Origin of the sequence: Variovorax sp. 54 (assembly GCF_002754375.1) — a bacterium.
In the GTDB taxonomy this organism is placed as follows: domain Bacteria; phylum Pseudomonadota; class Gammaproteobacteria; order Burkholderiales; family Burkholderiaceae_C; genus Variovorax.
Genome location: NZ_PEFF01000001.1, coordinates 6,383,235 through 6,395,376, shown reverse-complemented (window position 1 = coordinate 6,395,376; position 12,142 = coordinate 6,383,235). Strand labels below are relative to the sequence as shown.

Below are 12,142 nucleotides of genomic sequence, written 5' to 3'. Positions count from 1 at the left end.
GCATGCAGTTTCGCCACGGCGCGCGCGACGAGCCGGAGATCAACCTGATCCCGTTCATCGACGTGCTGCTGGTCGTGCTGATTTTCCTGATGCTGTCGACCACCTACAGCAAGTTCACCGAAATGCAGCTGCGGCTGCCGACCGCGGACGTCGAAGCCCAGCGCGACTACCCGAAAGAGGTGATCGTGGCGGTGTCGGCCGATGGCCGCTACGTGATCAACAAGTCGCCGCTTGCGGACCGCAGCGTCGACACCGTCGCCGCCGCGCTTGGCGCCGCTGCCACCGGCGGCAAGGACAGCGTCGTGATCATCAGCGCCGATGCGGCCAGCCCGCACCAGGCCGTGGTGACGGTGATGGAGGCCGCGCGCCGCGCCGGCCTGATGCAGATCACCTTCGCCGCCCAGTCGACGGCCCAGGCCGGTCACTGAGTGTCGACTGGCGCGCGGCTGCAGGATGCCTGGCTGCGCCGCGGTGCGCTGGCCTGCCTTCTGTGGCCGCTGTCGCAGGTCTACGGCGCCCTCTTCGCGCTGCGGCGCGCCTTCTACCGATGGGATTGGCAGAAGACCGGGCGCGCACCGGTTCCCGTGATCGTGGTCGGCAACGTGATCGCGGGCGGCGCAGGCAAGACACCGGTCGTGATGGCCGTCGTGCGCCATCTGCAGGCGCGCGGGCTGCATGTGGGCGTGGTGTCGCGCGGCTATGGCCGGCGAACCGACGACTGCCGCGAAGTCCTGGGCGGCAGCGATCCGCAGGACGTCGGCGACGAGCCCGCGCTGATCCACCATGCGACCGGCGCGCCCGTCTTCGTGGCCCGGCAGCGCATCGAGGCCGCACGCGCCCTGCTCGAGCGGCACCCGGCCACCCAAGTCATCGTCAGCGACGACGGCCTCCAGCATCTGGCGCTGGCCCGCGACATCGAGATCTGCGTATTCGACGACCGCGGCGTCGGCAACGGCTGGCTGCTGCCCGCCGGCCCCTTGCGTGAGCCGTGGCCGCGCCGCTGCGACCTGCTGCTGCACAGCGGCGAGCGGCCCGCCTTCGCCGGCGGCTACACCGCCACCCGCGAACTGGCGCCGTATGCCCTCGCAAGGGACGGCCGTCGCATCCCGCTGGACACGCTTGCCGGCCAGCCCGTGATCGCGCTCGCCGCCATCGCGCGGCCGGAAGCCTTCTTCACGATGCTGCGCGCACGGGGCCTGACGCTCGCGGACACCTTCGCGCTGCCCGACCACCACGACTTCAGCGATTGGCAACGCCCGGCCGGCCCCGCACTGCCCCTCATCTGCACCGAAAAAGACGCCGTCAAGCTGTGGCACCAAGCGCCCGATGCGCTCGCCGTGCCGCTGCACTTCGAACCCTCGCCGGCGTTCTTCGCCGCCCTCGACGCAAAGCTATCATCGCTCGATGGATACCAAGCTGCTTGAACTGCTCGTCTGCCCCGTCACCAAGGGCCCGCTGACCTGGAACGCCGAGAAGCAGGAGCTCTGCTCGCGCAGCGCACGGCTCGCCTACCCGGTGCGCGACGGCATCCCGGTGCTGCTCGAGAACGAGGCCCGCACACTGTCCGACGAAGAGCTGGGCCTGTGACCTTCACCGTTCTGGTGCCGGCCCGGCTGGCTTCGACGCGACTTCCCAACAAACCGCTGGCAGACATTGCCGGCCTGCCGATGGTCGTGCGCGTGGCGCACCGCGCGCGCCAGTCCGGCGCCCTTCGCGTGGTGGTGGCCGGCGACGACGAGTCCATCATCGAGGCCTGCCAGGCGCACGGCGTCGAGGCCCTGCTGACCCGACAGGACCACGCCAGCGGCACCGACCGCTTGGCCGAAGCTTGCGAGCAGCTCGGACTCGACGGCGACGCGATCGTCGTCAACGTGCAGGGCGACGAACCGCTGATCGACCCCGCGCTCATCGATGCCGTGGCCGCCACGCTGGCCACCCATCCGCAGGCCGCGATGAGCACCGCGGTCCACGCGATCGACTCGCTGGCCGATTTCATGAATCCGAACGTCGTGAAGGCCGTGCTCGATGCGCAAGGCCATGCGCTCTATTTCAGCCGTGCACCGATCCCCTGGTGGCGCGACGGTTCTTCGGGCGGCGCGGCACCCTCGGTGCTGCCCAGCCCCGCACCACTGCGCCACATCGGCATCTACGGCTATCGCGCAGGCTTCGTGCGGCAATTTCCATTGCTGTCGCCTGCGCCTGTCGAAGCCACTGAAGCGCTCGAACAGCTGCGCGCGCTGTGGCACGGACACCGCATCGCGGTGCATGTGAGCGATGTCGCCCCAGGCCCCGGGATCGACACGCCCGAAGACCTGGCGCGCGTGCGTGCGGTCTTCGCGGCCGGCTCGCCTGCGTGAACGGCCCGCCGCCCCGAGGGGAACGGCGGTAATTTGTCACGGGCACGCATGCTATCCTCGACGCAATTCCGCCTCGGCGCGCCTGAGGGTGCGCATGGGGCGCGACACAAAATCTAAGAACCTTCCGAGGACACCATGAGACTTATTTTGCTGGGCGCGCCCGGGGCAGGCAAAGGCACGCAAGCGACCTTCATCTGCCAGAAATACGGCATTCCCCAAATCTCGACCGGCGACATGTTGCGCGCCGCCGTCAAGGCAGGCACCCCCCTCGGGCTGCAGGCCAAGACGATCATGGACTCGGGTGCACTGGTCAGCGACGACCTGATCATCAACCTCGTGAAGGAACGCATCGCGCAGCCCGACTGCAACGACGGCTTCCTGTTCGACGGCTTCCCGCGCACCATTCCGCAGGCCGACGCGATGAAGGCGGCCGGCGTCAAGCTCGACTACGTGCTCGAGATCGATGTGCCCTTCGGCGACATCATCGAACGCATGAGCGGTCGCCGCTCGCATCCGGCATCGGGCCGCACCTACCACGTCAAGTTCAATCCGCCGAAGGTGGAAGGCAAGGACGACGTGACCGGTGAAGAGCTGATCCAGCGCGAAGACGACAAGGAAGAAACCGTGCGCAAGCGGCTCGACGTCTACAGCCAGCAGACCCGTCCGCTGGTCGATTACTACTCGGCCTGGGCCAAGACTGACCCGGTCGCCGCGCCGAAGTACCGCGCCATCCAGGGCGTGGGCACGGTCGACGAGATCACGCAGCGCGCGCTTGCCGCGCTGAACAGCTGATCCGTCAGCCTTCTTAGCCGCCCTCCGACTCCGGCAGGGCGGCCACTCCCAAGAGTTCCAGCACCAGCGCGACCCGCGCCTTCACCGGCGTGAGTGCGCCTGCATCCCGCAGCCCGTCACCGGGCTTCGGCAGGATGCGTCCGTTCGTGCAGCGCGTGGCGCGCAGCACCGCCACGCCAGTGGCTTGCGCCTTCAGCGCCGCGGCTTCCAGCGCGTGGTGCACAGTGCCATTGCCGGTCGCGGCCACGACCAGCCCACGCAAGGGCTCGGCCGACGGAAGCAGGAGCGCTTCGACGATCGCACCGCTCGCGCCCGCATGGCTCATGACGATCTCGACGCGAGGCCACGGCTTCGACACGGCCTCCAGCCTTGAAGCATCGAGCGACGCCCCCTGCGGCCACGCGCGAACGCGCCGCACCTCGCCCTCTTCCACATAGCCGACAGGCCCCGCATCGCCCGACGCGAAAGCATCGAGGCGGTAGGTGTGCACCTTCTGCACGTCGAGGCCGCTGTGGACCGCGCCCGCGCACACCACCGTCACACCCTGCGCGCCCGCCATTGAAGCCACCGCGAGCGCATCGCGCACGTTCTGCGGACCATCGGGCGACAGGGCCGTCGCCGGACGCATCGCGCAGGTCAGCACCACCGGCTTTGTCGGCATCAGCACGGCGTGCAGGAAGAAGGCGGTTTCCTCCAGCGTGTCGGTGCCGTGCGTGACCACGATGCCCGCCACGTCGGGCTGCGCCAGCCAATGCGCGCAGCGCGCGGCCAGCTGGCGCCAGGTGTCGGCGTCCATGTCCTTGCTGTCGAGCTGCCCGACCTGCTCCGCCACCAGCGTCACGCCCGTCGGTGCCTCGATGCCGCCCAGCAGGTCCGCCACCCCCACCTGCCCCGCGGTGTAGCCGATGTTGTCGCCGCTGCTGGCGGCCTTGCCGGCAATGGTGCCGCCGGTGCCCAGCACCACCACGCGGCGCGTCTCGGACAAAGAGGAATGAGTCATAGCTTGTCAACTTTTGAAAACTGGTTAAAAATACAGGTACTGGATATCTAGCCAGTGCCGCAAGGAAACCACTATGCAGTTCGCAGTGAAGCTTACCGCCCGCCAGCAGCAGATCCTGGACCTGATCCAGGCCGCCATCGCACGCACCGGTGCGCCGCCGACGCGCGCCGAAATCGCCAACGAGCTGGGCTTCAAGTCGGCCAACGCCGCCGAAGAGCACCTGCAGGCCCTGGCCCGCAAGGGCGTCATCGAACTCGTCAGCGGCACCTCGCGCGGCATCCGCCTCAAGGGCGATGCGCTGCGCTCGCTCCACGAAACGCGCCACCGCGAAGGCAACCAGTTCTCGCTCTCGCTGCCCGGCATGGCCCAGCTCGCGCTGCCGCTCATCGGCCGTGTGGCGGCGGGTTCGCCCATCCTTGCGCTAGAGCACGTCGACCAGACCTACTACGTCGAGAACACGCTGTTCCAGCGCCAGCCCGACTACCTGCTCAAGGTGCGCGGCATGTCGATGCGCGACGCCGGCATCATGGACGGCGACCTGCTCGCCGTGCAGGCCACCAAGGAAGCGCGCAACGGCCAGATCGTGGTGGCACGCCTGGGCGAAGAAGTCACCGTGAAGCGCCTGAAGCGCAACAAGCAGGTGATCGAGCTGCACGCCGAGAACCCCGACTACCCGACCATCATCGTCCAGCCCGGCGAGCCCTTCGAAATCGAAGGCCTCGCAGTCGGCCTCATCCGCAACACCATGCTGATGTAGGCCCGGGGCCTGCTGCTGCCCACGAGCAGCAGCACCTCATCCGGCCGCGACAGGTGGCGGGCGTATGGCGTGAAGTCGCCATCACCCTGTTGCGGCCGATTCAAGAAATCCTGCCTGTGTTCAACCTCATACTTTTTTGGAGTTCACATGGGAATCGCCCTCCTCGCCATCGCCGACTTCTGGTCGCCCCTGCAATCGCTGGCCACCCGCTGGATGCCCGCCCGCCGCCCGTCGCGCGGTGACAGTGGTGACGCTGCCGCCGGCCTGCGCTACGTGTCGGTCCGCCCGGCCTGCACGGCACGCGCCATCGGCAGCCCGACGCCGGCCAGCTCGCCTTCCGCTGCTGCCACGCCGGCCCGTCCGCTGCGCGTGGTCCGCGTGGTCGACCGCCAAGGCTCGCAGCGCGGCTGTGCCAACCGGGTCGTGATTTCCGGCCGCATGGCTGATGTGTGTGCCGAACTCGACCGGCTCGCCGCACTGGAAGCGGCGGAAACCGGGAGCGGCACGCCCCGCCCCGGCCACCTGCACTGAGAAAGTGCGAACAAACCCGCCGTGTCTGCGGGAGCCGCGTGCTCCGTACGCGCACGGTGGGTTCACCCCCAACGGTCTGGCACAGGCCGTCCGGACGCCATCTGGCACCGGGTATCCAAACGTTCACACGTGCGACGTGCCGATGCTGCGAGGCACAATGGCATGCCATGAACATTGTGATCCTCGACGACTACCAGGACGCCGTGCGCAAGCTGCAGTGCGCTGCCAAGCTGGACGCGTACGCCGCCAAGGTCTACACCAACACGGTCAAGGGCATCGGCCAACTGTCGGTTCGCCTCAAGGATGCGGACGTCATCGTGCTCATCCGCGAGCGCAGCCAGATATCCCGCCAACTGATCGAGAAGCTGCCCAAGCTCAAGCTGATCTCCCAAACCGGCCGCGTCGGCGGCCACATCGACGTCACGGCCTGCACCGAACGCGGTGTGGCGGTGGCCGAAGGCTCGGGTTCGCCGCAGGCGCCCGCCGAACTCACCTGGGCGCTGATCATGGCGGCCATGCGCCGCCTGCCGCAGTACATCAGCAACCTCAAGCACGGGGCCTGGCAGCAGTCGGGCCTCAAGTCGGCGTCGATGCCGCCGAATTTCGGCATGGGCTCGGTGCTCAAGGGCAAGACGCTGTGCATCTGGGGCTACGGCCGCATCGGCCAGCTGGTGGCCCGTTACGGGCAGGCCTTCGGCATGCAGGTCGTGATCTGGGGCCGCGAGGCCAGCTGCGCCAAGGCGCGCTCCGACGGCTTCCAGGTGGCACAGAACCGCCACGAATTCTTTGCCGCGGCCGACGTGCTGTCGGTGCACCTGCGGCTCAACGAGGACACCCAGGGCCTCATCAAGCTCGAAGACCTCTCCCGCATGAAGCCGACGGCGCTGTTCGTCAACACGTCGCGCGCCGAGCTGGTGGAGGCCGATGCCCTGCTGGCCGCACTCAACCGTGGACGCCCCGGGTTGGCGGCCATCGACGTGTTCGAGAGCGAACCGCCGCTGCAGGGCCATGCACTGCTGCGTCTCGAGAACTGCATCTGCACGCCGCACATCGGCTACGTCGAGCAGGAAAGCTACGAAAGCTACTTCGGCCAGGCGTTCGACAACGTCGTGAGCTACATCAATGGCAATCCCACGAACATCGTGAATCCAGGCGCACTGCAGGTTCGCCGGTGAGTTCATGAGCCGGCCCGCGCCACGGGGCGCGCTCTGGGCGCTGCTGGCCGGCAATTTCGTGATCGGCACGGGCGTGATGGTCGTGCCCGGCACCCTCAATGAAATCAGCGTCTCGCTGGCGATCAAGGTCGCCACGGCGGGCCAGCTGATCACTGCAGCCGCCTTCGTGATGTGCCTGGGCGCCCCGCTGCTGGCCGCCGCGGTCGCCGGTTGGGACCGCCGCAAGCTGCTGGCCCTCACCCTGCTCTGGTACGCCGCGTGGCACGTGGTTGCGGCGCTCATGCCCAGCTTCGGCGCGCTGCTGCCGGTGCGCATGCTCACGGTGATCGCGCCGGCCATCTTCACGCCCCAGGCCGCCGCCTGCGCCGGCATGCTGGTGCCGCCCGAGCAGCGCGGGCGCGCCGTGACCTTCGTCTTTCTTGGCTGGTCGGTGGCCTCGGTGCTGGGCCTGCCGATCGGCGCGCTGATCGGCGGTCACCTGGGCTGGCGCATGGCCTTCATGGCCATCGCAGCGCTCAGCGTCGTGAGCGCCGCCTCGGTGTGGCTCACACTGCCCAACGGCATCCGGCCCGCCGCGCTCACGGCCGCGGCCTGGTCGCGCGTGCTGCGCAGCCCGGTGCTGATGGGCATCGTGTCGGTCACGGCGCTGCAGGGCGTGGGCCAGTTCGTGCTGTTCAGCTATTTCGGCCCGCTGCTCAAGCAGGGCTTCGGCGCCGACGCCAACACGCTGAGCCTGATGTGGGCGCTGTTCGGCGCCTTCGGCCTGCTGGGCAACATGGTGGTGAGCCGCTACATCGACCGCGTCGGCGCCGGGCGCATGGTGCTGCTGACGACCGGGCTGATCGCGCTGAGCCTGCTGCTGTGGCCGCTGGCCAGCACGCTGGCCTGGCTCGCCGTGGTGCTCGTGCCCTGGGGCTTGGGCTGCTTTGCCACCAACTCTTCCCAGCAGGCGCGGCTGGTGGGGCTGGCACCCGCCCTGGCGCCGGGCTCGGTGGCGCTCAACAGCTCGGGCATCTACATCGGCCAGGCGTTGGGCGCGGCGCTCGGCGGCTGGCTGCTGGCGAACGACGCCACCGAGTGGATGAGCCGGGTCGGTTTCACGCTGATGCTGCTGGCCATGGGCCTGAGCATCGCCATCGACCGCAGCCACCGCCCGGCCTGATTCCGATGCCCCGCGTAACACCCGGGGCGCGGGCCTCCCGCGAGATTGCAAAATCGGAGCTTTCGTCCGCGTCGCGCACCCGCGCCGGCGCGGCCGTCCCGGACACCCACCAACCCATGAGAACCTTGATCCCATGACAGTGAACTACCCCCGAATCGGCGTGATCGGCGCCGGCGCCATGGGGCGCGGCATCGCGCAGATCGCCGCCCAGGCCGGCAGCGAAGTGCTGCTGCTCGACAGCTTCGCAGGCGCCGCCGAGCGCGGCCGCGAGGCGCTCGCCGCCCAATGGAACAAGCTGCACGAAAAAGGCAAGATCGACGCCCCCACGCGCGACGCCTATGTGGCGCGCGTGAAGGCGGTCGACGGCATGCAGGCGCTCGCGGGCTGCGACCTCGTGGTCGAGGCCGTGGTCGAGAACCTCGAGGTCAAGCGCACGCTGTTCCGCGAGCTCGAAGACGTGGTCGCGCCCACCGCCACGCTGGTCACCAACACCTCGTCGCTGTCGGTCACCGCCATCGCGGCCGGCCTGCAGCACCCTGCGCGCTTTGCGGGCTTTCACTTCTTCAACCCCGTGCCGCTGATGAAGGTGGTCGAGGTGGTGGCGGGCTTCAAGACCTCGCCCGAGGTCTGCCAGCAGCTGGCCGGCTATGCCGCGCAAATGGGCCACAGCGCCGTGCAGGCGCAGGACACGCCCGGCTTCATCGTCAACCACGCGGGCCGCGGCTACGGCACGGAGGCGCTGCGCATCGTCGGCGAAGGCGTGACCGACTTCGTGACCATCGACCGCATCCTGAAGGACCAGGCGGGCTTTCGCCTCGGCCCGTTCGAGCTGCTCGACCTGACGGCGCTCGACGTGTCGCACCCGGTGATGGAGTCGATCTATCATCAGTACTTCGAAGAACCGCGCTTCCGCCCGAGCGTGATCACCGCGCAGCGCCTGGCCGCCGGCGCGCTGGGCCGCAAGACCGGCGAAGGCTTCTACCGCTACGACAACGGCGTGATGCAGCAGACGACCGAGGCACCGGCGCCCGTGGTCGAGGGCACGCCCGCGGTCTGGGTGTCGCCGCGCGCTGCGCGCCGCGCCGAGCTGTTGCGCCTGGTGAACACGCTGGGTGCGCAGATCGACACCGGCAGCGCCCCCGCACCGCAGTCGATCATCCTGGTCGCACCGCTGGGCTTCGACGTGACGACGGTCGCAGCCGTCGAGCGGCTGGACGCCACGCGCACCATCGGCATCGACATGCTGATCGACGACGCCGCCACCAAGCGCCGCGTGCTCGCCACCAACCCGGCCACCCGCCGCGACGTGCGTGACGCCGCGCACGCCCTCTTCGCGCGCGACGGCAAGGCCGTGAGCGTGATCCGCGACAGCGGCGGCTTCGTCACGCAGCGCGTGATCGGTGCCATCGTCAACATCGCCGCCGACATGTGCCAACAGCGCGTGTGCACGCCGGCCGACCTCGAGACCGCCGTGCAGCTGGGCCTGGGCTATCCGCGCGGCCCGCTCGCCATGGGCAACCTCTACGGGCCGACCAACATGCTCGAGGTGCTGTTCAACCTGCAGACGGTGTACGGCGACCCGCGCTATCGCCCGAGCCCGTGGCTGCGCCGCCGCGGCGCGCTGGGCCTGAGCCTGCTGCACGAAGAAGAATAAACAGACAGACAAAAACGAACAGGCACACACGCCATGACCGCCGAACTCAAGAGCACCAGCGAAGGCAGCACCATGGTGCTGACCATCGTCAACCCGACCCAGCGCAATGCGCTGGGCCCCGAGATCTATGCCGCCGGCATCGAGGCGCTGAACGGCGCCGAGAGCAGTGACGAGATCCGCAGCGTCGTCATCGTGGGCGAAGGCGCCTGGTTCTGCGCCGGCGGCTCGCTGCAGCGGCTGCTGGCCAACCGCCAGCTCGACCGCTCGGTGCAGGCCGAGAGCATCGAGGGCCTGCACAACTGGATCGACTCGATCCGCACCTTCCCCAAGCCGGTCATCGCGGCCGTCGAGGGTGCGGCGGCCGGCGCCGGCTTCTCGCTCGCGCTGGCCTGCGACTTCGTCGTGGCCGCGCGCGACGCCGTGTTCGCGGCCTCGTACAGCAACGTGGCGCTTTCGCCCGACGGTGGCCTCAGCTGGCACCTCGGGCAGGCGCTGCCGCGCCAGCTGGCGAGCGAATGGCTGATGAACGGCGAGCGCATCGCGGCCGCGCGCCTGCATGCCTTCGGCCTCGTCAACGAACTCACCGACAGCGGGCAGGCGCTGGCCGGGGCCATTGCCCTGGCCACCCGCCTGAACGCGCGCGCGCCCAATTCGCTGGCCAGCATCAAGGAGCTGCTGAGCGAAGCGCGCGGCGCCACGCTGGCCTCGCAGCTTTCGCAGGAGCGCGATCATTTCGTGCGCAACCTGCACCACACGAACGCGGGCATCGGCATCGCCGCGTTCCTCGACAAGACACCGCCACGCTACGAGTAACGCCTGACGGCGTCGCTCCCGTGACACCCCCCAGCTTTTCAGTCGCCGAGAGGACAGACCATGGACGACCCCATTCTTACCATCGAAGAACGTGAAGCGATCAACAGTGGTCGCTGGTTTTCTTCCCTATCTCCATCACTACGGCACGACATCCTCCGATGCGCCTTTGTCAAACGCTACAAGGACGGCGACCTGCTCGCCGCGCGCGGCGACCCGCCCGAGCACTGGATCGCCTGTGCCAAGGGGGCGTTGCGCGTGAGCTCGACCGCGGTGTCGGGCAAGCAGGTGACGCTGACCTACGTCGAGCCGGGCATCTGGTTCGGCGACGTGGCGATGTTCGACGGGGAACGTCGCACGCACGACACGTACTCGCACGGCGACACCACCGTGCTGTGCGTGGCGCGGGCCGACTTCCAGAAAATTCTGGCCACGCACGTCGAGCTGTACGAAGCGCTGATGCGGCTGCAGGCACGCCGCATCCGCACACTGTTCGGACTGGTGGAAGACCTCAACACCCTGCCCTTGCGCGCACGCCTGGCCAAGCAGCTCATTCACCTGGTGCGCAGCTACGGCGTGCCCAGCCTGGACGACGGCAGCCAGACGCGCATCGGCCTGCAACTGGCGCAGGAAGAACTCGCGCAGCTGCTCGGCGCCTCGCGCCAGCGCGTCAACCAGGAACTCAAGACGATGGAGCGCGAGGGCACCATCCGGATCGAGCCGGCCGGACTGGTCGTGCTGGACCGCTCGGCGCTGATGCAAATCTCCGTAGCAGACAACTAAAAGAATCGACATGAGCCAGGACTTCTCCAGTTTCATCGGCACCCGTGCGGTGTCCCAACAGCACACCTTCGACGTGGACGCGCTCGCGGCCTGGCTCGAAAAGAACCTCGAGGGCTTCCAGGGTCCGTTGACGGTCGAGATGTTCAAGGGCGGACAGTCCAACCCGACCTACAAGCTCGTCACGCCCACGCAGAGCTACGTGATGCGCGCCAAGCCCGGCCCGGTCGCCAAGCTGCTGCCCTCGGCCCATGCGGTCGAGCGCGAGTTCAAGGTCATGAGCGGCCTGCAGGGCACCGATGTGCCCGTGCCCCGCATGTACTGCCTGTGCGAAGACGAGGCCATCATCGGCCGCGCCTTCTACATCATGGAGTTCATGCAGGGTCGCGTGCTGTGGGACCAGTCGCTGCCCGGCTTCAGCAACGCCGAGCGCGCCGCCTACTACGACGAGATGAACCGCGTCATTGCGGCGCTGCACACGGTCGACTTCGCTGCGCGCGGCCTGGGCGACTACGGCAAGCCCGGCAACTACTTCGACCGCCAGATCGGCCGTTGGAGCAAGCAGTACAAGGCCTCGGCCGATGGCGCCGGCGAACTGTCGCAGCCCATCGAGGCCATGGAGCGCCTGATCGACTGGCTCCCGGCCCACATGCCGGCAAGCGCACGCGACGAGACCAAGGTCTCGATCGTGCATGGCGACTACCGCCTGGACAACGTGATGTTCCACGCCACCGAGCCGCGGATCATCGCGGTGCTCGACTGGGAACTCTCCACGCTGGGCCATCCGCTGGCCGACTTCAGCTACCACTGCATGTCGTGGCACATGCCTCCCACCACCGGCCGCGGCATCGGCGGCGTGGACGTGGCGGCGCTGGGCATTCCCACCGAGAGCGAGTACATCCGCCGCTACTGCGAGCGCACGCGCATCAGCACGCCCGAGGCGCTGGCGCCCGACTGGAATTTCTACCAGGCCTACAACCTGTTCCGCATGGCTGCCATCCTGCAGGGCATTGCGAAACGGGTCGAAGCCGGTACCGCATCGAGCGAGCAAGCCGTGGCGTCCGCCCGTGGCGCACGGCCGATGGCCGAGATGGCCTGGCAATTTGCCCAAAAGGCATAGCCAG

General features: G+C 68.5%; 14 protein-coding genes. 13 read left to right on the top strand and 1 reads right to left on the bottom strand.

Features of this window, described 5'->3' with window-relative positions; genetic code table 11:
- Nucleotides 1–2 precede the first annotated feature (2 nt).
- The 5 genes from CLU95_RS29335 (at nucleotide 3) to adk (ending at nucleotide 3,149) form a co-directional block, all read left to right on the top strand.
- On the top strand, nucleotides 3–428 hold the full coding sequence (locus tag CLU95_RS29335; protein WP_099797526.1) for an ExbD/TolR family protein: 426 nt from the start codon (nucleotides 3–5) through the stop codon (nucleotides 426–428).
- The gene (gene lpxK / locus CLU95_RS29330; RefSeq protein ID WP_099796837.1) at nucleotides 429–1,424 is read left to right on the top strand and encodes a tetraacyldisaccharide 4'-kinase; all 996 of its coding nucleotides are present in this window, start codon (nucleotides 429–431) and stop codon (nucleotides 1,422–1,424) included.
- On the top strand, nucleotides 1,405–1,587 hold the full coding sequence (locus CLU95_RS29325; RefSeq protein ID WP_013541700.1) for a Trm112 family protein: 183 nt from the start codon (nucleotides 1,405–1,407) through the stop codon (nucleotides 1,585–1,587). The genes lpxK and CLU95_RS29325 overlap by 20 nt, the downstream gene beginning before the upstream one ends.
- The gene (kdsB, locus tag CLU95_RS29320) at nucleotides 1,584–2,357 is read left to right on the top strand and encodes a 3-deoxy-manno-octulosonate cytidylyltransferase (RefSeq protein WP_099796836.1); all 774 of its coding nucleotides are present in this window, start codon (nucleotides 1,584–1,586) and stop codon (nucleotides 2,355–2,357) included. The genes CLU95_RS29325 and kdsB overlap by 4 nt, the downstream gene beginning before the upstream one ends.
- 135 nt (nucleotides 2,358–2,492) lie before the next feature.
- Nucleotides 2,493–3,149, top strand: coding sequence for an adenylate kinase (gene adk / locus CLU95_RS29315; protein WP_099796835.1), 657 nt, complete (start codon nucleotides 2,493–2,495; stop codon nucleotides 3,147–3,149).
- Between the two features lie 13 nt (nucleotides 3,150–3,162).
- Here adk and CLU95_RS29310 read toward each other — a convergent pair whose 3' ends face one another.
- On the bottom strand, nucleotides 3,163–4,149 hold the full coding sequence (locus CLU95_RS29310) for an asparaginase (protein WP_099796834.1): 987 nt from the start codon (nucleotides 4,147–4,149) through the stop codon (nucleotides 3,163–3,165).
- A gap of 73 nt (nucleotides 4,150–4,222) precedes the next feature.
- On the opposite strand from CLU95_RS29310, the gene lexA reads away from it, so the two are divergent.
- The 8 genes from lexA (at nucleotide 4,223) to CLU95_RS29270 (ending at nucleotide 12,138) form a co-directional block, all read left to right on the top strand.
- Entirely contained in the window at nucleotides 4,223–4,906 is a 684-nt protein-coding gene (gene lexA / locus CLU95_RS29305) for a transcriptional repressor LexA (protein ID WP_099796833.1), read from the top strand.
- A gap of 147 nt (nucleotides 4,907–5,053) precedes the next feature.
- Nucleotides 5,054–5,437, top strand: coding sequence for a hypothetical protein (locus tag CLU95_RS29300; RefSeq protein ID WP_099796832.1), 384 nt, complete (start codon nucleotides 5,054–5,056; stop codon nucleotides 5,435–5,437).
- A gap of 167 nt (nucleotides 5,438–5,604) precedes the next feature.
- On the top strand, nucleotides 5,605–6,612 hold the full coding sequence (locus CLU95_RS29295) for a D-2-hydroxyacid dehydrogenase family protein (RefSeq protein ID WP_099796831.1): 1,008 nt from the start codon (nucleotides 5,605–5,607) through the stop codon (nucleotides 6,610–6,612).
- Nucleotides 6,613–6,616: 4 nt separating this feature from the next.
- The gene (locus CLU95_RS29290; protein ID WP_099796830.1) at nucleotides 6,617–7,774 is read left to right on the top strand and encodes an MFS transporter; all 1,158 of its coding nucleotides are present in this window, start codon (nucleotides 6,617–6,619) and stop codon (nucleotides 7,772–7,774) included.
- A 133-nt stretch (nucleotides 7,775–7,907) separates the two neighbouring features.
- On the top strand, nucleotides 7,908–9,428 hold the full coding sequence (locus CLU95_RS29285) for a 3-hydroxyacyl-CoA dehydrogenase (RefSeq protein ID WP_099796829.1): 1,521 nt from the start codon (nucleotides 7,908–7,910) through the stop codon (nucleotides 9,426–9,428).
- A gap of 33 nt (nucleotides 9,429–9,461) precedes the next feature.
- Nucleotides 9,462–10,241 carry an oxepin-CoA hydrolase, alternative type gene (locus tag CLU95_RS29280; RefSeq protein ID WP_099796828.1) on the top strand — a complete coding sequence of 260 codons (780 nt, stop codon included), beginning with the start codon at nucleotides 9,462–9,464 and terminating at the stop codon, nucleotides 10,239–10,241.
- Nucleotides 10,242–10,301: 60 nt separating this feature from the next.
- The gene (locus CLU95_RS29275) at nucleotides 10,302–11,021 is read left to right on the top strand and encodes a Crp/Fnr family transcriptional regulator (protein WP_056581250.1); all 720 of its coding nucleotides are present in this window, start codon (nucleotides 10,302–10,304) and stop codon (nucleotides 11,019–11,021) included.
- A gap of 10 nt (nucleotides 11,022–11,031) precedes the next feature.
- Entirely contained in the window at nucleotides 11,032–12,138 is a 1,107-nt protein-coding gene (locus tag CLU95_RS29270) for a phosphotransferase (protein ID WP_099796827.1), read from the top strand.
- The last annotated feature ends 4 nt before the right edge of the window (nucleotides 12,139–12,142 follow it).